At 65.0% G+C, this 26,806-nt stretch carries 23 protein-coding genes; 14 read left to right on the forward strand and 9 right to left on the reverse strand.

Annotated elements, in window-relative coordinates; genetic code table 11:
• Positions 1–84 precede the first annotated feature (84 nt).
• From ACXAED_RS01320 to ACXAED_RS01335, 4 genes are all read left to right on the forward strand, one after another.
• The gene (locus ACXAED_RS01320) at positions 85–378 is read left to right on the forward strand and encodes a ribbon-helix-helix domain-containing protein (protein ID WP_475046271.1); all 294 of its coding nucleotides are present in this window, start codon (positions 85–87) and stop codon (positions 376–378) included.
• A gap of 108 nt (positions 379–486) precedes the next feature.
• Positions 487–882, forward strand: coding sequence for a VOC family protein (locus tag ACXAED_RS01325; protein WP_475046273.1), 396 nt, complete (start codon positions 487–489; stop codon positions 880–882).
• 22 nt (positions 883–904) lie between these two features.
• Positions 905–1,429: a twin-arginine translocation signal domain-containing protein gene (locus ACXAED_RS01330; protein ID WP_475046275.1), complete on the forward strand. Its 525-nt coding sequence runs from the start codon at positions 905–907 to the stop codon at positions 1,427–1,429.
• 22 nt (positions 1,430–1,451) lie between these two features.
• Positions 1,452–3,023: a GMC family oxidoreductase gene (locus ACXAED_RS01335; protein WP_475046277.1), complete on the forward strand. Its 1,572-nt coding sequence runs from the start codon at positions 1,452–1,454 to the stop codon at positions 3,021–3,023.
• Between the two features lie 69 nt (positions 3,024–3,092).
• Here ACXAED_RS01335 and ACXAED_RS01340 read toward each other — a convergent pair whose 3' ends face one another.
• Positions 3,093–3,836: a hypothetical protein gene (locus ACXAED_RS01340; RefSeq protein ID WP_475046279.1), complete on the reverse strand. Its 744-nt coding sequence runs from the start codon at positions 3,834–3,836 to the stop codon at positions 3,093–3,095.
• Positions 3,837–4,021: 185 nt separating this feature from the next.
• Here ACXAED_RS01340 and ACXAED_RS01345 point away from each other — a divergent pair, with 185 nt between their 5' ends.
• The 3 genes from ACXAED_RS01345 to ACXAED_RS01355 are packed head-to-tail and all read left to right on the forward strand — an operon-like array spanning position 4,022 to position 8,835.
• On the forward strand, positions 4,022–5,017 hold the full coding sequence (locus tag ACXAED_RS01345; protein ID WP_475046280.1) for an HlyD family secretion protein: 996 nt from the start codon (positions 4,022–4,024) through the stop codon (positions 5,015–5,017).
• Positions 5,014–7,710, forward strand: coding sequence for a ribosome-associated ATPase/putative transporter RbbA (gene rbbA / locus ACXAED_RS01350; RefSeq protein WP_475046281.1), 2,697 nt, complete (start codon positions 5,014–5,016; stop codon positions 7,708–7,710). Before ACXAED_RS01345 ends, rbbA begins: the two co-directional genes overlap by 4 nt.
• The gene (locus ACXAED_RS01355; protein ID WP_475046282.1) at positions 7,711–8,835 is read left to right on the forward strand and encodes an ABC transporter permease; all 1,125 of its coding nucleotides are present in this window, start codon (positions 7,711–7,713) and stop codon (positions 8,833–8,835) included.
• On the opposite strand, the gene ACXAED_RS01360 is transcribed toward ACXAED_RS01355, so the two are convergent.
• From ACXAED_RS01360 to ACXAED_RS01385, 6 genes are all read right to left on the reverse strand, one after another.
• Positions 8,832–9,239 carry a universal stress protein gene (locus tag ACXAED_RS01360; protein ID WP_475046284.1) on the reverse strand — a complete coding sequence of 136 codons (408 nt, stop codon included), beginning with the start codon at positions 9,237–9,239 and terminating at the stop codon, positions 8,832–8,834. The two genes, ACXAED_RS01355 and ACXAED_RS01360, sit on opposite strands and share 4 nt — an antisense overlap.
• A 111-nt stretch (positions 9,240–9,350) precedes the next feature.
• Positions 9,351–10,727 carry a bifunctional aminoglycoside phosphotransferase/ATP-binding protein gene (locus tag ACXAED_RS01365; protein WP_475046285.1) on the reverse strand — a complete coding sequence of 459 codons (1,377 nt, stop codon included), beginning with the start codon at positions 10,725–10,727 and terminating at the stop codon, positions 9,351–9,353.
• 249 nt (positions 10,728–10,976) lie between these two features.
• Positions 10,977–11,822: a universal stress protein gene (locus ACXAED_RS01370; RefSeq protein WP_475046286.1), complete on the reverse strand. Its 846-nt coding sequence runs from the start codon at positions 11,820–11,822 to the stop codon at positions 10,977–10,979.
• 122 nt (positions 11,823–11,944) lie between these two features.
• Positions 11,945–14,569 carry a cation-translocating P-type ATPase gene (locus ACXAED_RS01375; RefSeq protein WP_475046288.1) on the reverse strand — a complete coding sequence of 875 codons (2,625 nt, stop codon included), beginning with the start codon at positions 14,567–14,569 and terminating at the stop codon, positions 11,945–11,947.
• Positions 14,570–14,711: 142 nt separating this feature from the next.
• Complete coding sequence (locus tag ACXAED_RS01380; RefSeq protein ID WP_475046290.1) at positions 14,712–16,022, reverse strand: type II toxin-antitoxin system HipA family toxin; 1,311 nt, start codon at positions 16,020–16,022, stop codon at positions 14,712–14,714.
• Positions 16,022–16,273: a helix-turn-helix domain-containing protein gene (locus ACXAED_RS01385; RefSeq protein ID WP_475046291.1), complete on the reverse strand. Its 252-nt coding sequence runs from the start codon at positions 16,271–16,273 to the stop codon at positions 16,022–16,024. Before ACXAED_RS01385 ends, ACXAED_RS01380 begins: the two co-directional genes overlap by 1 nt.
• A gap of 201 nt (positions 16,274–16,474) precedes the next feature.
• Here ACXAED_RS01385 and ACXAED_RS01390 point away from each other — a divergent pair, with 201 nt between their 5' ends.
• Positions 16,475–18,136: a mechanosensitive ion channel family protein gene (locus tag ACXAED_RS01390; RefSeq protein WP_475046292.1), complete on the forward strand. Its 1,662-nt coding sequence runs from the start codon at positions 16,475–16,477 to the stop codon at positions 18,134–18,136.
• Here the strand turns inward: ACXAED_RS01390 and ACXAED_RS01395 are convergent.
• Positions 18,133–19,584, reverse strand: a complete 1,452-nt coding sequence (locus ACXAED_RS01395; RefSeq protein WP_475046294.1) for a UdgX family uracil-DNA binding protein — start codon at positions 19,582–19,584, stop codon at positions 18,133–18,135. The genes ACXAED_RS01390 and ACXAED_RS01395 overlap by 4 nt on opposite strands.
• A complete protein-coding gene (locus tag ACXAED_RS01400; protein WP_475046295.1) occupies positions 19,584–20,819 on the reverse strand; it encodes a putative DNA modification/repair radical SAM protein in 1,236 nt (411 codons plus the stop codon). Before ACXAED_RS01400 ends, ACXAED_RS01395 begins: the two co-directional genes overlap by 1 nt.
• Before the next feature lie 103 nt (positions 20,820–20,922).
• On the opposite strand from ACXAED_RS01400, the gene ACXAED_RS01405 reads away from it, so the two are divergent.
• The 6 genes from ACXAED_RS01405 (at position 20,923) to repC (ending at position 26,729) form a co-directional block, all read left to right on the forward strand.
• Positions 20,923–21,708: a hypothetical protein gene (locus tag ACXAED_RS01405; RefSeq protein WP_475046297.1), complete on the forward strand. Its 786-nt coding sequence runs from the start codon at positions 20,923–20,925 to the stop codon at positions 21,706–21,708.
• Positions 21,709–21,802: 94 nt separating this feature from the next.
• Entirely contained in the window at positions 21,803–22,534 is a 732-nt protein-coding gene (locus ACXAED_RS01410) for a ZIP family metal transporter (protein ID WP_475046298.1), read from the forward strand.
• Positions 22,535–22,668: 134 nt separating this feature from the next.
• Positions 22,669–22,830, forward strand: a complete 162-nt coding sequence (locus tag ACXAED_RS01415; protein WP_475046300.1) for a hypothetical protein — start codon at positions 22,669–22,671, stop codon at positions 22,828–22,830.
• Between the two features lie 272 nt (positions 22,831–23,102).
• Positions 23,103–24,290, forward strand: coding sequence for a plasmid partitioning protein RepA (gene repA / locus ACXAED_RS01420; protein ID WP_475046301.1), 1,188 nt, complete (start codon positions 23,103–23,105; stop codon positions 24,288–24,290).
• Entirely contained in the window at positions 24,287–25,303 is a 1,017-nt protein-coding gene (gene repB, locus ACXAED_RS01425) for a plasmid partitioning protein RepB (protein WP_475046302.1), read from the forward strand. The genes repA and repB overlap by 4 nt, the downstream gene beginning before the upstream one ends.
• Positions 25,304–25,484: 181 nt before the next feature.
• The gene (gene repC / locus ACXAED_RS01430; protein ID WP_475046304.1) at positions 25,485–26,729 is read left to right on the forward strand and encodes a plasmid replication protein RepC; all 1,245 of its coding nucleotides are present in this window, start codon (positions 25,485–25,487) and stop codon (positions 26,727–26,729) included.
• Positions 26,730–26,806: the final 77 nt, after the last annotated feature.

Here is a 26,806-nt window from a genome sequence, read left to right on the forward strand (position 1 = left end):
TTCTTATACGAATTACGGGTGAGCGGTGCCACGGCCCCTGTTTTTCCCGTCAGGCTTCGCACAGCTCGCAAGGGAGGAATGACCATGTGCCAAGTCTTTGCCGGACAAGATCCTGAGCGCTACGCAACCCGTACACGCCGCTTGCGGCTGAACGGCCAAAGCACCAGCATCAGGCTGGAAAATGCGTTCTGGGATATTCTCGACGAGATCGCCGCGAGAGATGGCGTGTCGACCCCGGTGTTCATCTCCACCCTGCATGCCGAGGTGCTGGAACAGCGCGGAGAACCGAAAAACTTCACGTCGCTGCTGCGCTGCGCGTGTCTGAAGTTCATTGAAATGTCCGCGGACCGGCACACCCTGCCGATGGCCGCAGAATGACGCGCTGATTTCGGCACAGGAATAAATGCGCTGGTAGTATGCGTATACTACCCTGGATGAATGCCTGGCTCCTAGTCTTTTCCCAGAACTTAGAAATGGGGAAAGAAATTGGCGAAGGCAATTCACTCGATGATCCGTGTCCTTGATGAGGCGCGGTCGCTTGCGTTCTACGAAACCGCATTTGGCCTGACGATTGCAGACAGGCTCGACTTTCCGGGCTTCACCCTGGTTTATCTCAGCAACGCAGAAAGCAGTTTCGAACTGGAGCTGACGATAAACAAGGACCAGACCGAGCCCTATGAACTAGGCAACGGATACGGCCACTTAGCGGTTTCAGTCAGCGATCTTGAGGCTGAACATGCACGCTTCGAGGCGGAAGGCCTCAATCCAAGAAAACTCGTTGAATTCGCGCCCGGCGGGGAGGTCGTGGCGCGCTTTTTCTTCGTTGCCGATCCTGACGGGTACCAAATCGAAGTGCTCCAGCGCGGCGGCAGATACCAGTAATTCAAGAAAGGGAGGAACGTTCATGTCCGACACTGCTAGCCCGAGAGAGCTGTCCCGGCGGCAGCTGCTCAAGCAAGCCACGGCCGCCAGCGCCACGCTGGTTGTGGGGTCAGGGTTTCTGGCCGCCAGCGATGCTGCCTGGGCGGTGGAAACCGTGTCACTGAAACCGGAAAGCATGGCAGCCTTGGTGCAGATGGCGCGGGATATCTATCCGCACGACAAAGTGGGCGACCAATTCTATGCAACAGCGGTCAAAGGCTATGACAACGCTGAAATGGCAGCTGAAGTCGAGGCAGGGATTGCCAGGCTGAATGATACCGCCCGGGCTGCAGGGCACGACAGCTATCTGGCCATCGGATGGGAGCGCGACCGCGCCGCCATTCTCCGCAGCATCGAAGAAGACAGCTTCTTCCAGAAGATCCGCGGCGGGCTGGTGACCGGGCTTTATAACCAGAAAGCGGTTTGGCCGATCTTCGGATACGAAGGGGCGTCCTTCGAACATGGCGGCTACATCGACCGCGGCTTCAACGACATCAACTGGCTGTGAGCCATAGAGGAGGACTGAAACTATGGCAGCACCTTTTGATCTGAATGACGATAACGTGGTCGTCATCATCGGCACCGGCGCAGGCGGCGGCGTTCTTGCGAATGAGCTGGCCCGGAAAGGCGTAAGCGTCGTAGCCCTGGAGGCCGGCGGCCGCCACCTGCCGGAAGACTTCATAAACGACGAATGGGAAAGCTTCGGCCAGCTGGCCTGGCTGGACCCGCGCACGACCAGCGGCGACTGGCGTGTTTCAAAGGACTTTTCCGGGCTGCCGGCCTGGATCGTGAAATCCGTCGGCGGCACCACCCAGCACTGGGCCGGGGCCAGCCTGCGGTTTCAGGAGCACGAGTGGAAAGCGCGCACGACCTATGGCGAAGTTGAAGGCGCGACACTGCTGGACTGGCCGATTGATGCGGCGGAAATGGACCCGTGGTACACCAAGGCGGAAGACAAGCTGGGCGTGACCCGCACCGGCGACAGGCCGGGTCTGCCTGGCAACAACAATTACCGCGTCTTCGAAAAGGGCGCCCAAGCGCTGGGGTACAAGAACGTTCACACCGGCCGCATGGCGATCACTTCCGATGAAAACCGCGACAGGACGATGTGCCAGCAAACCGGCTTCTGCTTTCAGGGCTGCAAGTGGGGCGCCAAATGGTCGGCGGGCTATGTGGACATTCCCGAAGGCGAGGCAACCGGCAATCTGGAGGTACGGCCGCAGTCGCACGTCGCCCGCGTTCTGCACAATGAGGCAGGCAAGGTCACCGGTGTCGAGTACTTTGACGCGGAAGGCAATCTGCATCTTCAGAAGGCAAGAATTGTCTGTGTCGCAGGTAACTCCTTCGAAAGCCCGCGGCTTCTGCTGAACTCGGCGTCCAGCATGTTCCCCGATGGGCTTGCCAACTCCTCCGGCCAGGTGGGGCGCAACTATATGCGGCACATGACCGGATCGGTTTACGGGGTGTTCGACAAGCCTGTCAAAATGTGGCGCGGCACCACCATGGCCGGCATCATCCAGGACGAAGCGCGGCACGACCCTTCCCGCGGGTTTGTTGGCGGGTATGAACTGGAAACACTGAGCCTCGGCCTGCCTTTTATGGCCGCATTCCTCAATCCCGGCGCCTGGGGGCGGGAATTCACCTCAGCACTGGACATGTACGAAAACATGGCCGGCATGTGGATCGTGGGCGAAGACATGCCCCAGGCTACTAACCGCGTGACGTTGAACACCGATGTCAAGGACCAGTGGGGACTGCCGGTTGCGAACGTCCACTTCGACGACCATCCCAACGATGTCGCTATGCGCAACCATGCCTATAAGCAGGGCCAGGCAGTTTATGAGGCGGTCGGTGCCACACGCACGTTCCCGACACCGCCCTATCCTTCGACCCACAACCTCGGCACCAACCGTATGTCGGAAAAGCCGGAAGACGGCGTGGTGAACAAGTGGGGGCAGACCCACGACATCGCAAACCTCTTCATCTCGGACGGATCGCAATTCACCACCGGGGCGGCAGAGAACCCGACCCTGACAATTGTCGCTCTGGCCATCCGGCAAGCGGACCATATTGCCCGCGAAATGAGCGCTGGCAGCATCTAAATCATGCGGGGCGCTTCTGCGGCAGGGGCGCCCCGCAAGCAACGCTGAAAAGCCGGCAGCCAAGGCCGTTCAGGTTGATACGGAAACCGGAACGAGTTCAGCGGCAAGCTCCCGCACAAGACCGCTTACCGCCTCCCGGGCTTGATCCTGCGATTTCTTCCCGCGCAGTTTACGGGCCAGCGCGGACCCTCGGGCGGAAGCGTCCTGCGCCAGCAGCAGCAATGCAATTTCCCGAAGCTGATGCATGGCCAGATCTGCCGCATCCTGCCCAAACCGGCCTTCAAGCTCGGATGGTGCTGGGCATTCCGCCAGCAGGTGCTTCAGGGCTGGCCCGTGCTTTGACGCCTCTGCCCGGCCAATGCAGACGTCAGCCATTCCCGCCATTTCGGAGTGAAACACCTCAACCGGCATGCGCGCCGTCTGCCTGGAATAACCCGCCTGCCGCTCGACATGGATGTCCTGCTGCGCTGGATCATACGCCATCACCAGCCCATCAATTGACACATCCGAAGCAACCGGATGCCCGAAGCGCATACGCAGGCTAAGGGCTTCCGCGAAAAGCACCAGCTGCAATAGGCCCGCCTGCGGCAGATCACAGGAAATGCGCTGGATGCCGCTGCGCCCGGCGTGCTTGTAGTTGAGCGCGAGCCGGGCACCGCCATCCTCCCGCGCCTCCATCGAAAAAATCTTAGCAGGCATGGCGCGCGTTATATGGCAGGCCGCAGGACCTGCAAGCAGCCTCCGGCATGGCCTGACGTGCTGAGCGGTCACGCGCCGAACCGAAGGCGGCATAAAGAAGGGGCGCTCCAGCAAAGCGACCGCCTTTGGCCAATCCGGTATGTTTCAGGTCGCACGGAGTTGCGGTGTTCAGCACCGGCTAAGGCAGAAGGCTCCTGCGACCGCCGCTGCCAATTGGCACCGTCTTGATTCAGAGCAAAGCAAACCGCCGCTGATCCGAATACGCTTGTCAAATGATGTAAATGACCGGGTGCTTGGCCATGCAAAGGAAGACAGGCGCGGTATTTGCCGCAGCAGCCGTCCTGCTAGTGGCCGCCGCAATGTACTTGTTCGTTTCAGATGACAGCGGGGACTTGCCGGACGGCTTCGTGCAGGGAAATGGCCGGATCGAGGCCGAACAGGTGGAGATTGCACCCGCCAGGGCCGGCAGGGTGGCGCAGGTTCTTGCCGCCGAAGGCAGCCTGGCCGCATCAGGCGACGTGCTGGTGGTAATGGACACCGACGAGCTTTCCGCCGCGTATGACCGTGCAAAAGCCGAAGCCGCCTTGGCGCGCCAGACCAAGGCCGAAGCGGAGGCGCTGGTGGTCCAGCGCCAGAGCGAACACCTCCGCGCCGAACATGAGCTGGAGCGTGCGACCGCCTTGCTGGCCGGGCACAACATCTCCGAGACGGTCTTTGAGGAACGCGATACCGCGCATCAGGTCGCCGAGGCTGTGCTGGGGGCTGCGCGGGCGCGGGTCGCGACGGCAGACGCCGGGATCGCGGCGGCGGAGGCAGAGGTCCGCCGGATTGCCGCGCAGATCGAAGACAGCACTCTCACCGCACCGATGCCGGGCCGCGTGCTCTACCGGCTGGCGGAGCCGGGCGAAGTCGTCGGCGCAGGCGGGCCGATCCTGACGATGCTCAGCCTCGAAAACATCTATATGGATGTGTTCCTGCCCGCACGCGAGGCAGGCCTCCTGCCGATCGGCGCCGAAGCCCGCATCGTGCTCGACGCCTTGCCGGACTATGCCATCCCCGCAACCGTCACATTTGTTTCTCCCGAGGCCCAGTTCACCCCCAAGCAGGTGGAGACGCTGAGCGAACGGGAGCAGCTGGTCTTCCGTGTCCGCGTCCGCATCCCGCAGAATCTGGTCGAGGCACGGATCGAACATGTGAAGACCGGCCTGCGCGGTATCGCCGTCATCCGGCTGGACCCGGATAACCCATGGCCCGAAGCACTGGAACGCCGCATCCCGCCTGAGCTGTTCGAATGACGGCCGGGGCTGGCATCCCCGCAATCCGCGTCGCGGAGGTCACGCACCGCTACCGCAAGCATACCGCGCTGGACGCGCTTTCGCTGGATCTGCCTCCGGGCCGGCTCGCCGGATTCATCGGGCCGGACGGGGTCGGCAAGTCGACCCTTCTGGGCCTGATCACCGGTGCCAAGAAGCTGCAGAAAGGCTCGATAGATGTGCTTGGCGGGCCTATCAGCGACCCAGCGCACCGGCGCCGCATATGCTCTGCGATCGCCTTCATGCCGCAGGGCCTCGGCCGCAACCTCTATCCGGAACTGTCCGTGCGCGAAAACCTGGAATTCTTCTCACGGCTCTTCGGGCAAGGGCCAGAGGAACGCGAATCCCGGATCGCGGCGCTGTTGTCCGCAGCCGGACTCGCCCCTTTTGAAGACCGGCTGATGGGCAGGCTGTCGGGCGGCATGAAACAGAAGCTGGGGCTTTGCTGCGCCCTGATCCATGACCCCAAGCTGCTGGTTCTGGACGAGCCGACCACAGGCGTCGATCCGCTGTCGCGCCGCCAGTTCTGGGCACTGATCAACGCCATCCGCGCGCAAAGCCCTGGCCTCTCCGTGCTGGTCTCCACAGCCTATATGGAAGAGGCCCAGAGCTTTGACTGGATCGTCGCCATGGACGCCGGGCGCGCTCTGTTCCAAGGCCCTCCCGACGAATTGAAAGGCGCGGCCCCTGATCTGGAAACCGCCTACCGGCAGCTGCGGGCAGGCGGCCGTCCGCACCCCGTTCAGGACGAAACACCCTCTCACCGGACCAGCACGGACCCGGTCATCACCGCCCGCGGGCTGACACGCCGCTTTGGCGATTTCGTTGCCGTCGACCGCGTCGACTTCACGATCGGGCGGGGCGAGATCTTCGGCTTTCTGGGCTCCAACGGCTGCGGCAAATCCACAACCATGAAGATGCTGACCGGCCTTTTGCCCATCAGTTCCGGCGAAGCGCAGCTGTTCGGCAAACCGGTGGATGCCCGCAACCGCCCGATGCGCCGCGAGATCGGCTACATGAGCCAGGCCTTCTCGCTCTATGGCGAACTGACCGTCGATCAGAACCTGCATCTCCATGCCCGCATCTTCGGGATCGCGGACCGGGAGGCCCGGGTCGGCGAACTGATCCAGCGGTTCGGCCTGACGGAACACAGCACCACCCTGGCCGCCGCCCTGCCGCTTGGCATCAAGCAGCGGCTGTCGCTGGCGGTTGCCGTGATCCACCGCCCGCGCGTGCTGATCCTGGACGAGCCGACCTCCGGCGTGGACCCGGAGGCGCGCGACATGTTCTGGGCACTGCTGCTCGAACTTTCCCGCGACGAGGGCGTGACGATCTTTGTCTCCACCCATTTCATGGGCGAAGCAGAACGCTGCGACCGGGTCTCCTTCATGCACGCAGGCAAGGTTCTGGCGGAGGGAACGCCAAGGCAATTGATGGCCTCCGAGGCGGCAGGCAGCCTGGAGGAGGCGTTCATTTCCATCCTCAAAGCCGCAGACCCCCCTGCCCCGGTGGCCGCACCGGAAACCGTCACCGGAGCCGGAAGCCGCAGTGCGGGCGGCGGCCTCTCCCGCGCGCTGGCCTATGCGCGGCGTGAAACGGTCGAAGTACTGCGCGACCGCGTGCGCCTCGCCTTTGCCTTCCTAGGCTCGATCATCCTGATGCTGGTGTTCTGCTTCGGGATCACGCTCGATATTGAGGAACTGGACTTTGCGGCCCTGGATCTGTCGCAGACCCCCGAAAGCCGCGCTTATCTATCTGAAATTTCCGGATCGAGGTATTTCAGGCCAACCCCGCCGCTGGCCAGCGCAGCCGAAGGCCGCAGCCGCCTGGTCTCGGGCGAGGTCTCGCTGGTCGTAGAACTGCCGCCCGATTTCGGCCGCAAGCTGCGCGCTGGCGAACCGGCCGAGGTTCTGGCGGTTGTGGACGGCGCCATTCCCTTCAAGGGCGAAACGGTTGAGAGCTATGCCGCCGGGCTGCATCAAACCTTTCTAAACGCCCAGGCCGCCGCCAGCGGTGCCCGCGAGGCCGAAACCGCCCGGATAGAGCCGCGGTTCCGCTACAATCAAAGCTTTGAGAGCATCGCCGCCATGGCTCCGGCGATGCCCGCGATCCTGCTGATCATGCTGCCCGCGGTGCTGATGGCAGTCAGCGTCGCGCGGGAAAAGGAGCTGGGATCGGTCACGAATTTCTACGTGACCCCGACGACCCGGCTCGAATTCCTGATCGGCAAGCAGATCCCCTATATCGCCGTCGCCTATGCGAACTTCCTGCTGCTCACCGCGATGATCATCGCGGTCTTCGGGGTCCCGCTCAAGGGCGACCCCGTGCCCTTGGCTATCGGCGCGCTTCTTTATGTGTGGGCCACCACCTCCTACGGTATGCTGATTGCAACGATGACCTCCAGCCAGGTGGCCGCGACCTTTGCAACAACCATTGCGTCGGTGGTGCCGACGATCCAGTTCTCAGGCCTGTTGCAGCCGGTCTCGACGCTGGAAGGCGGCGCTCAGACCATCGGCTCGCTCTGGCCCTCGTCCTATTTTCTGCACCTGAACGTCGGCGCCTTCACCAAGGGGCTGGGCTGGGAGGCGCTGCTGCCGGACATCCTGGCGCTGGCCTGCTTCGGGCCGGTCTTCACGCTGCTGGCCGCGCTCTCGCTCCGGGCGCAGGAGAAGTAAATGCAACGGCTCTCCTGCATATTCTGGCTGGGCCTCAAGGAGATGATGAGCCTGCGCCGCGACTGGGTGATGATGGCGCTCCTGGTCTGGTCCTTCACCCTGTCGCCGGTGATGGAGGCCACAGGCGTGGCCACCTCGGTCAACAATGCCTCCATCGCCTTTGCCGACGAGGACGACTCTCCGCTGTCCCGGACGCTGGCCGAAGCCTTCTTTCCTCCGGAATTCCAGCCTGTTGTCCAAATCGAACCGGGAACCGGCGCTGCCCAGATGGATGCCGGGAGGTTCCTGTTCGTGGTCGCCGTTCCGCCCGGGTTCGAAAAGGACGTCCGCGCCGGGCGTTCGCCGGAAATCCAGGTGCTGATCGACGCGACTGCGATGGAACAGGCCGGCATCGGTGTCCATTACATCACCAGCATCCTCAGCTCCGAGATCCGCCGCTTTGCCATCGGCGCGGATCTGGCTGAGCCTCAGACCCTCGGCATCATCATCCGCAGCGCCTTCAACCCGAACCGCGACACCGTGCGCTTCGCCGGCATCAACGCGCTGATCGGCCAAATCATGTGGCTGACCACGATCCTCACCGGCGCCGCGATGATCCGCGAACGCGAGCACGGCACGATCGAGCACCTGCTCGCGATGCCGCTGTCACCCTTTGACATTGCGGTGGCTAAGATCTGGGCAAACGCCGCGGTGGTGCTTTTTGCAGCGGCGCTCTCGCTGGCCTTTGTCATGCAGGGCTTCCTCGACATCAGCATCGCTGGGTCCAAAACACTGTTCCTCGGCGGCACGGCGCTGTTTCTGTTCACCGCAACGGCGCTGGGGGTATTTCTGGCAACCGTGGCGCGTTCAATGGCCCAGTTTGCGTTGCTGGTGATGCTGACTGTCCTGCCGATGCTGATGCTGTCCGGCGGCGAGACCCCGGTGGAAAGCCAGCCCGGATGGCTGCAGGCCGCCACCGTCATCCTGCCGTCGCGCCATTACATGTCCGCAAGCCAGGCCATCGTCTTCAAGGGCGCAGGCTTTGAAACCGTGTGGCCGGAGTTCCTGTGGATGGCGCTGCTGGGCGCGGTGCTTCTGGCTACCAGCCTCCTGCTGTTCCGGCGGTCAGTGGCGCACGACAGCTAGCGGATCACAACCACGGTGCACTGTGCGTGACGCACCACCCGCGCTGCCGTCGAGCCGAGGAAATAATCCTGCAGCCCGGGCCGGTGCGATGCGATGACGATGCAATCCGCTCCGCGCGCATCGGCATAATCGACAATCGTGCGCCCGGCATGGCCAGTCACCACTTCCGCCTTGACGTTTTTCACCCCGCCAAGGTCCGCCTTGAGCGATGCCAGCATCTCGTCATGGGTATGTTCCAGCAGGCCCTCCGGCAATTGCTGCACCACATAGCCGGGAATGGCTTCTGCGACGGTCAGCGCGGTAATCTTGCCGTCGCTGCCTGCCAGCAGCCGGGCCGCCTCCATTGCAGCGGCAGTGTTGGCGCCGTGGTCCGGTGCGATGGGCACAAGGACATTCTTGTACATCGTGTTCCTCCTCAGTCGTTGCTCAAGGTTACGCGCGCGGCCTTTGGTCTGCATTGATTGAAGTTATCCGCCCCCGCGGCACGCCTCCCGCCGCACAGCCGCCTGCCCGGTTCAGTCCGGGTTAAGGGCAGCCTGCACCAGCCCGGCAGCCTCATCCGCGGTGCCGCCGCAGGCGATCCGCGTCCAATCCGCGGGCGAGACGGTGCGTTTCAGCTGCGCGTGCAGAACATCCGCGTCCGCATCAGACGCATCATTGGTGCGGGCGGCGATACGCCGTTCCAGCGTGGCTGCATCGCCATGCAGCCAGATCCCGTCGAACGGAACCCCCAGCCGGACAGCCAGCGCCCGGACCTGCTCCCGGTAATCTGCCTCCAGAAAGGTCGCATCGGCGATGACGCTGTGCCCTGCCCGCATGGCCTGCTCCGCCAGGTCCAGCAACCGGGCGTAAACCTTCGCAGTGACTTCCGGGCGATAGCCTTCGGCCGGCAGCCGCTCCAGCGGGCCGGCACCGAACAGCGCCTTGCGCTCGACATCGCTGCGCAGATGAACCGCACCGGGGACCGGTGGCAGCAACGGTGCAATACGCGCCGCAATCGTGGTTTTGCCGGTGCCCGACGGACCGCCGACAGCCACCAGCCGCGGCAGCACCGGTGCCAGGCAGGCCAGCGCCAGATCAAGATAACTCCGAGCCTCCTCAGCGGCAGCATCAAACTCGCGCCCCGCCATGCCCTGCACCGTGACCATCGCCCGGATGGCCGCACGGATGCTCATGAACAGCGGCAGCGCCGCCAGCCCGCCAAAATCCGCGGCTCCCTGCACATAGCTGTTCAAGGCCACGTTCGCCTGCCTGTCCGCGCCCCGGTGCAGCAGATCCATGAGCAGAAAGCCAAAGTCATAGAAAACGTCGCACGTGCCCAGCCGCTCATCGAATTCAAGCGCGTCGAAGGGCACCGGCCTGCCGTCAAGCAGCACAAGGTTCCTCAGATGCAGATCGCCGTGGCACCTGCGCACGTATCCCGCGGCTGAGCGCTCCGTAAGGCGCGGGGCAATCTGCGCATAGACCTGCTCGGCCTTGTCCAGGAACGCCGCCAGCCTGCCGCGGCCCAGCACCGGCTCCATGCCGTCAAACGCCTCCCGCAGCTCGTCAATGATCTCCCTGATCAGGACCGCGCCATCCTCAGCGCGCCGCTCCGCATCCGCGTGATAGGCGGCAACTGCGCTGCCAAGCCGCCCGGCCAGGTCATTGGTCAGCCCGCCCGCGGCGGCAATGGCGCTCAATTCCGCCTCCCGCGGGAACCGGCGCATCCGCAAGGCGTATTCGACCGGAACCCCGGCCCCGTCCAGCGCCAGCTCCCCGGACGCTTCGCGGGTCACCGCGATTACCCCGTCATAGATGCCGGGGGCTGCCGGGGCATTCAGGGCGAACTCGCGTTCCAGCACGGCCTTGCGCGAGTCCAGCGATGAGAAATCCAGATAGCTGTAGCGCACCGCCCGTTTGATTTTGAAAGCTAGGCTGCCCGTCAGAAACACATGCGCGGAATGCGTTGTGACCACTTCAACGGGCGCGTCAGAACCATAAGCTGACGGGCCCCTCAGAAAGGCCACAACTTCTGCCTGCTGGGATTCATCCGGATGCATCGCCTTACCCCCGTGGCAGATTACCAGCGCCGCCGCCCTGCCGCTTTGAGCAAGGTCAAGCGGCGGCTTTCCAAGCCTGGCAAAGGCGGCGCAGCCGGATCAGTGGGCAAACAGAACCGGCAGCTCCGTCTGTTCGATCATCGTCCGGGTCGTGCCGCCAAACACCGCCTCGCGCAGGCGGGAATGGCCATACGCACCCATCACCACCAAGTCCGCTTCCGCCTCGCGGGCGCGGTCCTGGATGGCGGGGCCAACATCGCGCCCGCCGCTGGCGAATTGCGACACCGTCACATTGCAGCCGTGGTGGCTGAGCCATGCCGCGGCGTCCGTCCCAGGGTCTTCCCCGTCCCGCTCATCGGTCAGATCCGGGTCGAAGCACCCGATCACGACCTCCTGCGCGCGGCGCATCCAGGGCAGCGCCGCATGGGCCGCGCGGGAGGCGGCAAGGCTGCTGTTCCACGCCAGAAAGATGCGGTTGTACTTGGCAAAGGGAGAACTGTTCACGATCACCGGAACCGGCGACTGGAACAACAGACCGTGCAGCGCCTCCCGGAAAACGTCGTCCTTCTCCCTTACAGCCTCGGCGAACTGGGCAATGTCGCATGACATTGCGCGCCGCGCGCACAGCAGCCGGATTTCCGCTCCCGCAGATACCGCATAGTGAACATCGCCGGCACACCGGCTCTGGGCCAGCAGCCCGTTAACTCCGGCGGCCCGGGCCTCTATGGCCGATTTCGACTCCGCGAACCGGTCGACCCAGTCCGCCGGCATCGCCGCCGAGCCAAAGGCGGTTGCGCCGGACATGAAGTAGGGCCGGGCAGGCAAGGTCTCCAGCAGCAGGCAGGCCAGGTAGGCACCCTGATCCCGGGCAGCCCCGGCCGCGGCGGCGACCGCCGCATCGCTGGTGTCTCTGCTGAGCACGAAAAGAGAGGTTCTGCGTTGCATGGCGGGCCTCCGGCAAATGGATCGCGGCAGGCGGGCATGCATACCGCGCCAATGAGTAGATCAGGTCTGCAGGCGGACGCCATGATCCCGATCAATCAGGCGCCCGGTCATTCAGGCCCCAATCATTCACGCCTGTGCGACGGCCCTCCCCCTGGTCGGCGGCTGGCGAAATAGCGCAGCGTCTTCAGGATCTCGGGCACCAGCAGGATGGGCAGCACCAGCAGGCCGATCAGCATCCAGTGCTCACCGCTCAGCGGAACCGTGTGCAGCAGCACCTGCAGCGGCGGCCAGTACACCGCCGCCACCTGCGCCCCGATGGTCACCGCAAGCGCGGCCAGCAGGAACGGGTTGGTGAAAAAGCCGATCCGCCAGCACGGCAGATGCAGCGAGCGGAAGGCAAAGACGCTGGCCTTCTCGAAAATCACCATCGCGGTAAAGGCCGCGGTGCGGGCCAAGTCCTCGTTGCCATCCAGAAGATGCAGAAACAGCCACAGGCTCGCCAGCCCGGTATAAAGACCCAAGGCCAGAATGGTCAGCAATCCGGCTTTCCCGAGGATCGGCGTATCCTTCTTGCGCGGCGGGTGCTCCATCTCGTCCGGCTCGCCCTTCTCCAGCCCCAGCGCCACCGCCGTCACCCCGTCGGTGACCAGGTTCATCCACAAAATCTGGGTCGCCAGGAAAATCAGCGGCCCGCCGATCAGGATGTTGATCAGCAGGGCGATGACTTCACCTGCATTCGACGACAGCAGGTAGCGCACGAACTTGCGCACATTGCCGAACTGCCGCCGCCCCTCGCCGATGGCCCGCACGATGGTGGCGAAATTGTCGTCCAGCAGCACCAGGTCAGAGGCATCCTTGGCCACATCGGTCCCCCGCACCCCCATTGAAACACCAATGTCGGCCTTTTTCAGTGCCGGCGCGTCATTCACCCCGTCCCCGGTCATCGCCACGATCTGATGCTGCGCCTGCAACGCCGACACGATCCGCATCTTGTGGGCAGGCCGGGTACGGGCAAACAGCACCTCCCCCTGCAGAAGCTGGCTCAGTTCTTCGTCTTCCAGCGCTTCCAGCTCATCGCCGGTGACCGTCCTGGCGGGCGGCAGGCCCAGCTGGCCGGCGATGGCCTGTGCGGTCAGCGGGCTGTCGCCGGTGATCATGATGACCCGGATTCCGGCAGACCGGGCCGCATCAATCGCAGGCCGCACCTCGGGCCGCGGAGGGTCGATCAGCCCGGCCAGGCCCAGGAAGGTCATGTTCTCTTCGGCAATTGTTCCGCCGTCCGCCGCGCCGGCGGCAAGGCCGATCACCCGCAGCCCCTCCCCCGCCATCGCTTCATAGGCTTCGGTGATGCTCGCAGCCTCCCCGGCGCTCAGGCTGCGCGGTCCGTCCTGGGTCATCACCTGGCTGCAAATCCGCAGCACCTGCTCCGGCGCGCCCTTGGTAAAGACCTTTGCCCCGCTGCTGGTCTTCACCAGCACGCTCATCCGCTTGCGCTCGCTGCTGAAGGGGATTTCCGCCGCCACAGCGTCCGGCAGCGGCGGATCCGCCCATCCCTTGTAGCCAAGGGTGACCAGCGCGCCCTCGGTCGGGGCGCCGGTCATCTCCCAGTGATCGCCCTCGCGGTGCAGGCTGGCGTGGGTGCAGGTCAGCCCCGCCGCCAGAACCTCCGCCAAAACAGCATCGTCCCGGGCACCGATGACAGCCCCCTCAAAGGCGATGTGACCGGCCGGGTCATAGCCGGTGCCCGTGACCTGATAGATCCGGTCCAGCGTCCAGACCCGCGTCACCGTCATCTTGTTTTCCGTTAGCGTGCCGGTCTTGTCGGTGCAGATCACCGATGCCGCCCCCAGCGTCTCCACCGCCTGCAAACGGCGGGCCAGCGCCTGCTGGCGCACCATCGCCGCCGCCCCCAGCGCCAGGGTGATGGTGACAACCGCGGGCAGCCCTTCCGGCACCATCGCCACAGACAGCGACAGGCCGGTCATGAACATCTCCGCCGTATCGCGCCCCATGTACAGCCCAAGCGCCAGAATGGCGCTGGCGATGGCCAGCGCGGCAAACCCCAGCTGCCGGGCCAGGCGGCCCAACTGCACCTGGAGGTTGGTTTTCTTCAAGCCAACCGATCCCGTCAGCGAAGCGATTTTGCCGAACGAGGTATGCGCGCCGGTGGCCGTCACCTCCGCCAGCGCCCGCCCCGCGGCTACCACGGTTCCGGCAAAAACCTCCGCGGACTCCCCGCCGGGGGCCTTGTCGATGGGCACGGACTCGCCGGTCAGGGCGCTTTCATCCACCCGCAGCCCGGCAGCTTCCTGCAGGGTCGCATCTGCCGGGATCCGGGCGCCGGCCTCCAGAATGACAAGATCGCCGGGCACCAGTTCCCGCGCCTCGATCATCCGCTCGCGCCCGTCCCGCAGCACCAGCGCCTGCGGCGACAGCATGCTGCGCAGGCTCTCCAGCGCGGTCTCCGCCCGCCATTCCTGCACGAACCCCAGCACGCCATTCAGCGCGATCACCAGCCCGATCGCCAGCGTGTCGGCGTATTCGCCCAAGGTGAAGGCGATGATCCCGGCCACAATCAGGATCACCACCAGGAAATTGCTGAACTGGCGCAGGAACACCCGCAGCGGCCCGGCCCGCTTGGCCCTCGGCAGCTCGTTCCAGCCGTATTTACTGCGGGCGGCCTCGGCCTCCTGCTGTGTCAGCCCGGTCAGTGCCAGGCCGCCGTCCTGCTGTTCGGTGTCTGCCATGCGTTCCGCCCTCTGGCCCCCGTCAACGGCAGCCGATTTCAGGCCCCCCTGTCAACTGTCCGCGTCAACCGCCGGTTTCACGCTACAGAACCTGCCGCGCCTTTGGCCATGCGGCGTTTGATGCCCGCCCGCCGGCAACCGGTCACAGCGCGCTCAGCATCCGGGGCAGCCGCTGATCAAACCCGCGTTTCACCGACGCCGCCAAGGCGTCGGGGAACCCCTCCGGCATCTCCGCCAGCGCCGCGGCAAAGGCCGCCTCCCCCTGCGCGGCAATCTGGCGGAAGATCTCCGCGATCTGCGCGCGGGAAAATCCGGCCGCCAGCCCGGTCTCGGCAAAGTGCCGCCCCATTATGTCCGACACCCGGTAATGCCGGTTCTTGCCCGCCCGCATCGCCAGCTTCATGTCCTTGGCCTGCAACTGCCCGGCCTCCAGCGAGGGCTGCACCGTCAGCACGTCATACAGCGGCGTCATCGAGAAGCGCCCGCCCGGCATCAGCGCGATGCTGAAGTTCTTGGCATGGCCGTCCGTCGCGCCGATCAGCCAGAACAATACTGCCGCCTTGAAGAAATTCGCGCGGTCGCGCAGCGGCTCGTCACTGCCCTGCAACAGGCCGCAGATCTCGACGATGCCGGGGCCGCCCTCGTTCTGGTACTTGCGCGCCGGCGGCACCGACAGCGCCTGGCAGCAGTCCTCCTGCGGCAGCCGCAACAGCCGCCCGTCGCGCGTCCGCAGCCGGTCAAAGCGTTCGATCACCAAGGCTTTGGTGCCCGCAAACTCCGCAATCTCCGTCCGCGCCACCGGCAGGCCGAACCCCGCCATCAGCCGCAGGCAGAAATGCTCGTTCTCGATGCTGTCGGTCAGGTCCATGCCATTGGGCAAGGTGCCAATCGCCGGTTTCAGAATATGGGTGGTCGGCGTGGTGCCTGAGGGTTCGATCCATTCACCGCCATCAAACAGCAGCGCGGTCTTCTCCTGCGCGCCCGCCACCGATATCCGGAAATCCCGCTCCCGCCGGATCCCCAGCGGCGTCCGCCCCAGATCGCTCAGCAGCGCGGCAATCTCCCCGTCGCTCAGCGGCGTGCCCGTCAATGTGCCGCTGTCCTGCGGCAGCTCGCCTTCCGGCAGGAACTGCAGCGCCCCCACGCAGTCGCGCCCGATCCGCGCCAGCAGGCTGTAGGCGTCCAACCCGTCCGCCCCGACCCGTTCGGCCACCCGGCGGCGGATGGCGTCATCGTCGGGCAGCAGGTTGTCGAACACCGCAATCACCGGCGGCCCCGCATAGCGGTCCCGGCGCAGCGGCAAGGAGCGCGACACCGGCAGCGTGTTCTCCCACGCCAGCCACTCCTCCGCATAGGCAAAGCCAAACGCCCCGTCCGGCCCGCGGTAGAACTGCCCCACCTTGCGGCCGTTCATGTAAACATCCAGCGGCGTATAGGTGCGCTTGCGCCCCATCAGAAGATATCCTCCAAGTCGCCCGGTTTCATCTTGCTGCGCGGCACGATGTGGAGTTCCAGGTCAAGCGCCGCCAGCAAATCAAACACCGTCTCCAGCTTGGCACCGCTACTGCTGGTCTCGATATTCGACACCGTGCGCTGCCAGACGCCTGCGCGGGCGGCCAGCTCGCCTTGTGTCAGCCCCTGCGCCTTGCGCGCATTGCGCAGCACGGTGCCGATGTCCTGGGTGGTGCGGGCAATCTGATCCATGATGCGGCTCCTTTTCCGGCAAGTATGATCATTGGATCATATTCCGTCAATATGCCCTGCGGATCATAAATCAGGAATATGCTGCCTAGATCATAAATTAAACCTATGATCCTTAGATCATAGAACGCGGCAGAGCGCCCCCTTGCATTCATCCCTCTGCGCCAGCCGGAACAAAACACCGGCCCGCGGCGTTGACGTTCCATGATAAAAACGCTGCTGCGGTTTCTGGTTCCCCTGCTTCTGCTCGCTGCGCCGCTGGCGGCGCAGGACAAGACCACCTGTGACAGCAGCCGCTGGTATTGCACCTCCGGCCTGAACACCGGCCTGCCGCAGCCCTCCACGCTGATCAGCCGTGAAACCCCCCGCGCCACCATCGAAAGCCTGATTGCCGCCGCCCGCGAAGATGCCTGGGCCGAGGCGGCGCATCTGCTGGACCTGTCCGGCATCCCCGAACCGCAACAGCTGGCCGCCGGCACTGGGCTTGCGCGGCAGCTGGAAACCGTGATCAGCCGCAAGACGGTGATCGACTGGGATATCATCCTCGACCGGCCCGACGCGCTGGACGCGCGCGCCTCCTCCGATCGGGCCATGGCCGGGGAGCCGCGCAAGTCGCTGCTGCTGTGGACGCTGGAGCTGGATAACCGCCCCGTGGCGATCCGGCTGAACCGGATCAAACCAAAGGACGGCGCCGCTGTCTGGGTGTTCTCCCGCCAGACCGTCGGCAACATCCCGGACCTGTTCGCGCGCTTCGGGCCGGGCCGGTTTGAAAAGATGCTGCCGGACGCGCTCAAGGAAAACGCCGCCTTCGGCTTCAAGTGGTGGGAGGTTCTCGGCCTTCCGCTGCTGCTTGCGCTTTCGGCTGGTGCCGGCTGGCTGGTGTGGAAGGGCACGGGCTGGGCCGCCCGCAAGGTCTCGCACCAGGTTGTCACCGACACCCTTCTGTCGATCCGCGGTCCCGCCAGTATCGGCAGCGCAACACTGGTGGCCCTGGCGATCGGCTCTTATGCCTTTGTGTTTTCCGGCCAGATCAGCACCATCCTGCCGCCGCTGGCCTGGCTCGGGCTGGCCGGCTCCGGCCTGTGGCTCGCCATCAACAGCGTCGAGGCGGTTCTGGACCGGCTCACCTCTTTTGACGAAACCGACCTGACCCAGCGCCAGGAGGATCACAAGCGCACCATGGCCACCCGGCTTGCCGCCGCCCGCCGCGCCTTTGTGGTGGCCGCGGTGCTGATCGGCGGCGGTATTTTCCTGAGCCAAAGCAACATCTTCCAGAACCTCGGCTTTACCATTCTGGGCACCGCCGGGGCGCTGACCCTGATCCTGGGCTTCGCCGCGCGGCGGGTGCTGGGCAACATCATCGCCTCGCTGCAGATCGCGCTGAACCAGTCCGCCAAGATCGGCGACCGGATCGTCTATAACGACTACCTCTGCCACGTGGAGCGGATCAACTTCACCTACGTGCAGCTGCGCGACTGGGACGGCACCCGCCTCATCGTACCGGTGGAGGAATTCATCTCCACCCCGTTTGAGAACTGGACGATGAAAGAGCCGAAGATGCTGCGCATCATCAAGCTGAAGTGCGCCCATAACGCCGATGTGGACGCGTTGCGCGAGGCCTTCGACGACATCGTCAGCAAGCTGGACAAGGAGGAGCTGGGCGATCCCGATGATGCCAAGGTCCGGGTGGCCGGGCAGGATGTCTTCGGCAAGGATGTCTGGTTCGCCCTGCCCTGCGCCGATCCGAACACCTCCTGGGACATCGCCTGTAAAGCGCGCGAGATGATCATTGCGGCCGGCAACCGGATTGCCGAGGAACGCGATATCGACATCTTCCCCGAGGTACGCCCGGCCGAGGCCGCCTAAGCCGCCCCCTGCCCCGCCAGCCCGGCCCGTTCCCGCGCCGCCGCCAGGTCGCCGCGCAGCAGCCCGCGCAGGCGGGTCTTGGCCTCAGGGTCCGGCGTGCGCAGGATATGCGCCGGGTGCAGCGTCAGCAGCACCGGCACCCCCTGACGGCCACTCTCCACCGTGCCGCGCCGCGCCATCAGCCTGTCGCCGCTGCCGGTCAACGCCAGCGCCGCCGTCGCCCCCATCGCCACAATCAGCCGCGGCTGCACCAGTTTAACTTCGGCATCCAGCCACCACCGGCACCGCTGCACCTCCCCCGCGTCTGGGCGCTGATGCAGGCGGCGGCGGCCCTGGGGGCGGAACTTGAAATGCTTCACCGCATTGGTCAGATACACCGCATCCCGATCCACCCCGGCTTCGGCGGTGACTTCATCCAGCAGCTGCCCGGCAGGGCCAACGAAGGGCCGCCCGGTCAGATCCTCGCGGTCGCCCGGCTGCTCCCCCACCAGCATCAGCGGCGCATCCTGCGGACCCTCGCCCGGCACCGCCTGGGTCGCCGCGCAATGCAGCGGGCAGCGGGTGCAGCCCGCCAGCGCCGCCGCCAGCCCGTCCTGCGGTCCGGCCCAGTGTTCGGTGACGGTCTGCTCTGCCGCCGCCTGCACCCGCGCGGCGCGGGCGGGCGGCAGTGTCGGCGCCGCCTCCGCCATCGCCCGCGCCCGGGCGGGTGCGGTGGCAATCAGCTCCGGTATCGCCGCCGCCTCCGGCATGTTGCGCCAGTATTTCTTCGGCATCTCCGACTGCATCGCCTTCACCTTCAGCCGCGCCGGGTTGAAGATGTTGCGGAAATACGTCAGCCACAGCCCTTCGCTGGCATCGTCCGGCAGACCGGGTTTGGGCGCGCCGGGCTCGAACCGCAGCACGCCGCCCTCAAACACCGCGCAGACATCGGGCGTCAGGATGCGCCAGTCCATGTCCCCGAACCGGCGGGCAAAGAACGGCGCCGTCGGCTCCACCGTGCGGTGCTCCGGCTCGAACCAGGCGGCAAAGCTGCGCCGCGCCGCCTCCGGGCTGCCGGTCTCGCGGAACCGGACAAAGGCCTTCATCTTGTGCTGGCAGCGGTGCACCGCTTTCTCCATCCGCCGCAGCTGCGCCAGCTGCGCATCGCCCCGGTCGCTCATCAGCTGCGGCGCGTCCTTCAGCCGCCACAAAAACGCATAAAGCCGGTCAAACCGCGCCGGGTCCGAATGCCAGGCGACACTCTCCGCCAGGCTCACGAAACTCCGCGGCACCGCCACGGGTCGCGCCGGCGCAGGCGGCGCAGCAGCGGTATCAAACAGCCCCGCCTCCGCCTGCGCACCGCAATGCCAGCGCAGATCCTCCGGCGGCACCCCAGCGCTCAGATAACCGCGCGCGGCCTCCCGCCAGGCGGCCGCGGTGCCGATGGAGGGCAGGCTCACCACCTGCATCAGAACAGGCTCAGCTGCTCGGGCGGCGGCGCAAAACGCGCCCGCAGATCCGCGGTGTCCGCCAGCGCCCCCGGCGTCCAGCCAACAGCCGTGATAAAGGGCCGCGCCTTCTTCAGCAGCGCCCCCATCCGCTGCAGATCCTCATACCGCAGGGCGCGGTGCCGCCGGGTGCTGAGGATCCGGTTCACAGTCCGGACTCCGAAGCCCGGCACCCGCAGCAGCTCCTCGCGGCTGGCCCGGTTCACATCCAGCGGAAACAGCCCCCGGTGCGCCAGCGCCCAGGCCAGCTTGGGGTCGATCTCCAGATCCAGGTTGCCGCCCGGCGCCGCACTGGTGATCTCCTCTACCCCGAACCCGTAAAACCGCAGCAGCCAGTCCGCCTGATACAGCCGGTGCTCGCGCACCAGCGGCGGGCTGACCAGCGGCAGCCGGGCCGAGGCATCGGGGATCGGCGAAAACGCCGAGTAATAGACCCTGCGTAGCCCGTAGCTGCCATAAAGCCGGGTGGACTGCCCCAGGATCACCGCATCGCTGGAGCCATCGGCCCCCACGATCACCTGCGTCGACTGCCCGGCAGGCGCAAACCGCGGCGGCCGCTTGCCGGTGTGGCTGCGATCCTTGGCCGCCTCGCCGCGCAGCCGCACATCGGCCATCGCCTTGCGGATCTGCTCCGGCTTCTTCTCCGGCGCGTGCTGCCGCACCGAGGCATCGGTCGGCAGCTCCACATTGATCGACAGCCGGTCCGCCAAACGACCGGCCTCCGCGATCAGCTCCGGCGCGGCGTCGGGAATCGTCTTCAGATGGATGTAGCCGCGGAAATTTTCCTCCTCCCGCAGCTTGCGGGCGATCTGCACCATGTCCGACATCGTCGCATCGGGCGAGCGGATGATGCCGGACGACAGAAACAGCCCCTCGATATAGTTGCGCCGGTAGAACTCCACCGTCAGCTTCACCACCTCATCCGGGGTGAACCGCGCCCGTGGCACGTTCGACGACACCCGGTTGATGCAATAGGCGCAGTCATAGATGCAGAAATTGGTCATCAGGATCTTCAGCAGGCTGATGCAGCGCCCGTCCGGCGCATAGGCATGGCAGATCCCCGCGCCGGTGTTCGACCCCAGCCCCTTGCCATCGCGCGAGTCGCGCTTGCTGGACCCGGAGGAGGCGCAGGAGGCGTCGTATTTCGCCGCGTCGCTCAGAATCGCGAGCTTGTCTTGAACACTCATCTTGGACATATGTTCTTATTATGTTCTCATGCCCGGATTGACAAGACCGCCCCCCTGCCCTGACCGGAAATCCGCCGGGAACCCGCATGGGGGGTCTCTGCGTTACCTAGGTATGGGTCTGGCCATTCTGGGAATATGCGCGCTTCTGGTTGTCTTTACCGACTTCCTCCTGACCACTGTGGCGATCACCGACCGCAAGCTGCCATCCAGATGGGTCTCGCGGGCCACTTGGCAGGTGCTGAGACGTGTTCTCCCCCACTCGGCGGGCGGACGCACGGTGATCGGGCCGTTGGCAATGTCGTCTATTGCCGCATTCTGGATCTCCGGCACGGCCATCGCCTGGTTTCTGATCTTCCAGGCCTCCCCGACGTCAGTGGTAAGCTCAGACACCAGGCAGCCAGCCGGATGGCTCATGGACCTCAGCTTCGTCGGCGAGGCACTGTCCACGCTCGGCGGCGGCAACAGCGTACCCGGGTCGGCAGGGTGGGAACTGGCGACCGTGCTTGTCGGCGTGAACGGCATGATCGTTCTGACGCTCTCGGTAAGCTTTGTCCTGAATACCACCCAGACCGTGACGGCCGGGCGCGCCTTTCTGGCCCATTCCTCAGCCAGCCGGGAGCTGGCCGTGGATCCCGTCAGCGACCTGAAGCCTCTGGCGGATCTTGTCGCCGACCTGAATAGCGTTCCCCACGCCTTGTATTTTTCAGCACCGGATCCTGCCCTGCGCCTTCCCGAAGGCCTGGAAAGGTTTGCCGCCAGCTGGCTGGAGCAGCGAGGCGACCTGCGCGGCTTGCGCACCATTCTTGATGGATTGCCGAATTTTGAGGTTTCCGACACGGCGGACGACAGCGAATTCCTCGCCCGCCTCCGGGATTGGTCAGCGGGCTTCACATTCTGAGCGCCCCTGCCGGACCGCCCTTGCGGCACGTCCGGAACCCGGCCAGGCCCCGGCCCCTCGGGAACTTTTGACCGGCGGTCTGCATTACTCCGGTATGATCGCTGCCAGCTTTGTATTCGCCCTATTGTTCGCCGCCATTCACCTGTCCATCGGATGGCTGACTTTTCTCGACCGCACCCCGCGCAGCAGGTGGCTGTCCGCCGCCGGCGGGGTGTCCGTGGCCTATGTATTCCTCCACATCCTGCCGGAGCTTGCCGCCCATCAAAGCATCTTCTCAGAAGAGCTGGAGCTGTCCCCCTCCAAGGCCGAGGAGGCAGTCTACCTCTCGGCACTCGGCGGGCTGGTTCTGTTCTACGGTCTTGAAAAACTGGTGAAAAGCGCCCGCCGCAGGGATGCCGCCAGCGGCCAGGGGACTGCGCCCGGCAGCGGCGATTTCTGGCTCCATACCGGCTCCTTCGCGCTTTACAACGCGATCACCGGCTATCTGCTCACCAACCGGGAAACGGCGGGCGCCTGGTCCCTTCTGGCCTTCGGCGTGGCCATGTCGCTGCATTTCGTCACCACCGATTTCGGCCTGCGCCAGGACCACAGCCACAAATACGACCGCACCGCCCGGTGGATCCTCGCCGGCGCGGTGCTGGGCGGCTGGGCGCTCGGCGTCAGCGTGCATCTGCCGGAACTGTGGCTCGGCTTCCTGTTTGCCTTCCTGTCCGGCGGCATCATCCTCAACGTCCTCAAGGAGGAGCTGCCGGAGGAGCGCGAAAGCCGCTTCTGGCCCTTCGCCGCCTCGGCACTGGCCTACGCCGCGATCCTGCTGGCCGCATAACCCCGCCGCCGCTCGCTCCGCAGGCCGCCGCGGAGGAACCAATCCGGCCGCACGGCGTTGACTCCCCATAGCCCGGATGCCCTGCCAGACCGCCACGCGGCGGCACGGCATCCGGCCCGCAACAGGAGAACCCCATGACCAAGCAACAGCCGAAACATGATGTCATCGAAGGTCTGAAGGGCTCGGAGCAGCACCACCCGCTGAAAAACCGCCCTGGCGAGAAAGGCGATCCCAACCACACCGAACCGAAGTCCAAAAAAGCGGACTCCGAAGAAAAGTCCAAAGACGACTCGTGACACCGCGCCCCTACGCGGTACCCTCTGCCAGGCCACGGGGCACGGTCCTGACCCCGGTTTAAGGCCTGGCGCCCTGCCCCTTCCGCCTGCCAACTATAGAAAACGCTTGCACGAATCCCGTTCTTTGGCCAATAGTCACGGAAAAGAGGCGGCAAACGCCAAATTCCGTGAACACGGCCCGGGCAGAAAACACGGTCACAGACACGACCGGCCCAACGGGTCACACCGCGGAACACAAGGCAGAGCGGCGCAAACGGCAGGCAAAAGGGCAGATGGATCATACATACACTCCGGAGGATCTCAACGCGGTCATCCGCCAGCACTCCGAATGGATTGCGGCCCAGCTGCACGCGCAGCGCGAGAGCCTGTTCCCCCCGAACGCCTCCAAGACCATGCGCAAGTTCACCTCGGGCGAGGCCGCGGCCCTGCTCGGGGTCAATGATTCCTACCTGCGCAAGCTGCACCTGGACGGCAAGGGTCCCTCGCCCGAGCTGACCGCCGGCAACCGCCGCCAGTACTCCGCCGAGGACATCCGAGAACTGCGCGAACTCTTGGAAAAAACCGCCCGCAAGCCCGGCGATTACCTGCCCGGCCGCCGCGAAAATGATCACATGCAGATCATCGGCGTGATGAATTTCAAGGGCGGCTCCGGCAAGACCACCACCTCCGCGCATCTGGCGCAGCGCCTGGCGCTCAAGGGCTACCGGGTGCTGGCCATCGACCTCGACCCGCAGGCGTCGCTGACCGCGCTGCACGGCGTCCAGCCGGAATTCGACCTCAAGGACGGCGGCACCCTGTACGATGCCATCCGCTACGAAGACCCGGCCCCGATCCAGTCGGTGATCCGCAAGACCTACATCCCGAACCTCGACCTGATCCCCGGCAACCTCGAACTGATGGAGTTCGAGCATGACACCCCCCGCGCGCTTGCCCAGGGCAGCGCCGGGCTGTTCTTCTTCCGGGTAAAAGAGGCTCTGACACAGGTCGATTCCGATTATGACGTGGTGGTGATCGACTGCCCGCCGCAGCTCGGCTTCCTCACCATGTCGGCGCTTTCCGCCGCTACCGGCGTGCTGGTGACGATCCACCCGGAAATGCTTGACGTGATGTCGATGTCGCAATTCCTGCGCATGACCGCCGACCTGATGGACGTGATCGCCCAATCCGGCGCCGACATGAGCCACGACTGGATGCGATACCTGCTCACCCGGTACGAGCCGTCGGATGCGCCGCAAAACCGCATCGTTGCCTTCCTGCGCACCATGTACGGCGACAAGGTGCTGAATGCGCCAATGCTGAAATCCACCGCGATTTCGGACGCGGGCCTCACGAAACAGACCCTGTACGAGGTCGAACGCAGCGCCTTCACCCGCTCCACCTATGACCGCGCGGTCGAAAGCCTGAACGCGGTCAACGACGAAATCAGCCAGCTCATTCAGGAAACCTGGGGGCGTTCATGACCAGCAGCAAGAAATCCCGCCTCTCGATGCTCGACAGCCTGGCCGCGGCCGGCGCGCCGGTGGCCTCCCCTGCCCCGGCCTCTTCGATGATGTCCAGCAACCGTGCCCTGCGCTCGGCCCGCGATGCGGTGGATTCCCACCGTGTCTGGGACCTGGAACCGCATCAGATCGAAGACACGCGGATCCATGACCGGCTCGACCCGGAAGACGTCATCGACCTGCGCGACGCGATTGAGGCCAACGGCCAGACCGTGCCGATCCTGGTGCGCCGCCACCCGTCAGAGCCCGACCGCTACCTGCTTGTCTACGGCCGCCGCCGCCTGGAGGCGATCCGCGCCTCCGAGAAGGTCACCAAGGTCCGGGCCCTGGTCGCCAATCTGGATGAAGACGCCGCTGTGCGCGCCCAGATCTCCGAAAACATGGCGCGCCGCGACCTCTCCTTCATCGAAAAGGCGCTGTTTGCGCAGGAGCTGGTCGAGAACGGCTTTGGCAACCAGTCGCAGGTGGCCGAGGTGCTGACAGTCACCAAATCCTCAGTCTCGATGGCTATCGCCATTGCCGAGGCGGTCGGCCCCGATCTGATCCGTGCCATCGGCCCGGCCCAGGGCATCGGCCGCCCCCGCTGGGACGCTCTGGCCAAGGCAATTGCCGACACGGGCGCCGACCGCGAGGCGCTGATCCGCATCGCCGAGCAGGAATACACCAATTTCGCCGTCGAAGCCGCAACCGAAGGCGCAGAGGCCGCGCCCGCCGACCCCTCGCTGCTGGCTTTTGAGGCGGTGTTCAAGGCCGCAGTCCCCTCCCCTGCCCCGCAAGCCAAGCCGGAACGCAAGGCGCGGACGCTCGCGCAGCCGCTCACCGTAGATGGCCGCCGCAGCGCCACCCTGCGCCGCACCGCCAAGGGCGTGAGTTTGGAGCTGCCGGGCGGCGGCTTTGCCGACTGGCTGGAGGCTGAGGCCCAGACACTGATTGAAGAGCTTCACGCGCGCTGGCAGTCGCGCGGCGAAGGTTAAATGATAACAATAACTTAGGAGGCACAGAGCAGGCAAAAAAGAAGGCCCCGCAAAACCGAAGCTCCACGAGACCAACTTGTTTCTAGCACTCTCAAGTTAGTGGCCGGAGCCTATAACCGCAAGTCCAAAGCGATTCGCGGGCCGGTATTTTTTTGTCTTTCGTGATGATGACATGGGATATATGCCCCTCACGCCTTTTGGGCGAACGGTGGATGCTGTCCTGCTGAAACACCAGCAGGCCGCCGCCGAACACTCCCCTATGCAGTCTGACGTCAGCAAATGGGACGCCCTGCGCGAACTGGCAGCCGCCCGCAAGGCGTACGGTCTCAGCGACCGCGACCTCTCGGTGCTGCAGGCGCTAATCTCCTTCCTGCCCGGCAAGTCGATCGCTCCCCAGCCCGGTGTGACGGTTGTGCATCCTTCCAACCGGGCGATCTGCGAGCGGCTGAACGGCATGCCCTGCTCCACCATGCGCCGCCACATGGCCAAGCTGGTATCAGCCGGCATTCTGATCCGCCGCGACAGCCCCAACGGAAAACGCTACGTGCGCCGTTATCGGGACGAGCGTGTGGCCTATGGTTTCGACCTTTCCCCCCTCGCCTTCCGCTTTGCCGAATTCTCCGGTATGGCAGAGGCCCAACGCGCTCAGGAGACCCGCATCAAGCAGCTGCGCGAAACCGTCAGCCTGATGCGCCGCGACCTCCTGAACCTCGCCCTCTGCGGGGCTGCCGATCATCCTGAGCTGACCGTCTGGGACCAGTTCCACGACCTCGCCCAGCTCACCGCGCGCGACCTCCGCCGCAAGCTGGGAGCCGACGATCTGGAAGACCTCAGGACCCGTCTTGCAGCCGCCCTGACCGACACCAAACGCCTTTTAGAGCCTGTCTGCGCAGAAGATTTGGGCACCAGTGACGCCCAAATTGAGCACCACTATCAGAATTCAAAGAAAGACTCTTTTGAATCTGAACAGACCGCTAACGCAGCGCACGCCCCGGAAACGGAATCAAAAGACGAAACCGATTATGCTGAGAAACCCGCAGCAGACAGGCCAGTGACTCGTGACATTCCACCCCAAACGCCTGAGGCCCCTGCCCCCAGTGGACCAAGTCTCCCTCTCCGCCTGATCCTCGCCGCCTGCGGTGAGATCCGCGGTTACGCCGATGGCACAATCCGGCACTGGAGCGACCTGATGCGCGCTGCTGACACCGTGCGCCCGATGATGGGGATCTCCGCAGCCGTCTGGGAAGAGGCCAAGACTGCAATGGGCGCAGCGGAAGCCGCGACCGTGGTTGCCGCGATGCTTGAGCGCTTCGCCGACATCCGCTCGCCCAGCGGTTACCTCCGGCATCTCAGCGCCAAAGCTGCGTCGGGTGGCTTCACCAGCACGCCCATGGTCATGGCCCTCACCCGCCAAGCCGCAGCGTAGGAGTTCACAGCTGTGAACTCCCTGCCCTCCCCTGCCCGGTCCGGATGGTATGATCCGGATCAACCCGAGATCCTCTT

The organism is Leisingera sp. ABM4_103 (assembly GCF_056158685.1).

What these genes read in the sequence shown, in the direction of transcription:
- repA (WP_475046301.1), top strand. Translation starts at nt 23,103, where the DNA reads ATGGATCATACATACACTCCGGAGGATCTCAACGCGGTCATCCGCCAG.
- ACXAED_RS01355 (WP_475046282.1), top strand. Translation starts at nt 7,711, where the DNA reads ATGCAACGGCTCTCCTGCATATTCTGGCTGGGCCTCAAGGAGATGATG.
- ACXAED_RS01320 (WP_475046271.1), top strand. Translation starts at nt 85, where the DNA reads ATGTGCCAAGTCTTTGCCGGACAAGATCCTGAGCGCTACGCAACCCGT.
- ACXAED_RS01370 (WP_475046286.1), bottom strand. Translation starts at nt 11,822, where the DNA reads ATGCAACGCAGAACCTCTCTTTTCGTGCTCAGCAGAGACACCAGCGAT.
- ACXAED_RS01360 (WP_475046284.1), bottom strand. Translation starts at nt 9,239, where the DNA reads ATGTACAAGAATGTCCTTGTGCCCATCGCACCGGACCACGGCGCCAAC.
- ACXAED_RS01330 (WP_475046275.1), top strand. Translation starts at nt 905, where the DNA reads ATGTCCGACACTGCTAGCCCGAGAGAGCTGTCCCGGCGGCAGCTGCTC.
- ACXAED_RS01415 (WP_475046300.1), top strand. Translation starts at nt 22,669, where the DNA reads ATGACCAAGCAACAGCCGAAACATGATGTCATCGAAGGTCTGAAGGGC.
- ACXAED_RS01400 (WP_475046295.1), bottom strand. Translation starts at nt 20,819, where the DNA reads ATGTCCAAGATGAGTGTTCAAGACAAGCTCGCGATTCTGAGCGACGCG.
- ACXAED_RS01390 (WP_475046292.1), top strand. Translation starts at nt 16,475, where the DNA reads ATGATAAAAACGCTGCTGCGGTTTCTGGTTCCCCTGCTTCTGCTCGCT.
- ACXAED_RS01335 (WP_475046277.1), top strand. Translation starts at nt 1,452, where the DNA reads ATGGCAGCACCTTTTGATCTGAATGACGATAACGTGGTCGTCATCATC.
- ACXAED_RS01405 (WP_475046297.1), top strand. Translation starts at nt 20,923, where the DNA reads ATGGGTCTGGCCATTCTGGGAATATGCGCGCTTCTGGTTGTCTTTACC.
- ACXAED_RS01375 (WP_475046288.1), bottom strand. Translation starts at nt 14,569, where the DNA reads ATGGCAGACACCGAACAGCAGGACGGCGGCCTGGCACTGACCGGGCTG.
- rbbA (WP_475046281.1), top strand. Translation starts at nt 5,014, where the DNA reads ATGACGGCCGGGGCTGGCATCCCCGCAATCCGCGTCGCGGAGGTCACG.
- ACXAED_RS01380 (WP_475046290.1), bottom strand. Translation starts at nt 16,022, where the DNA reads ATGGGGCGCAAGCGCACCTATACGCCGCTGGATGTTTACATGAACGGC.
- repB (WP_475046302.1), top strand. Translation starts at nt 24,287, where the DNA reads ATGACCAGCAGCAAGAAATCCCGCCTCTCGATGCTCGACAGCCTGGCC.
- ACXAED_RS01345 (WP_475046280.1), top strand. Translation starts at nt 4,022, where the DNA reads ATGCAAAGGAAGACAGGCGCGGTATTTGCCGCAGCAGCCGTCCTGCTA.
- ACXAED_RS01385 (WP_475046291.1), bottom strand. Translation starts at nt 16,273, where the DNA reads ATGGATCAGATTGCCCGCACCACCCAGGACATCGGCACCGTGCTGCGC.
- repC (WP_475046304.1), top strand. Translation starts at nt 25,485, where the DNA reads ATGCCCCTCACGCCTTTTGGGCGAACGGTGGATGCTGTCCTGCTGAAA.
- ACXAED_RS01410 (WP_475046298.1), top strand. Translation starts at nt 21,803, where the DNA reads ATGATCGCTGCCAGCTTTGTATTCGCCCTATTGTTCGCCGCCATTCAC.
- ACXAED_RS01395 (WP_475046294.1), bottom strand. Translation starts at nt 19,584, where the DNA reads ATGCAGGTGGTGAGCCTGCCCTCCATCGGCACCGCGGCCGCCTGGCGG.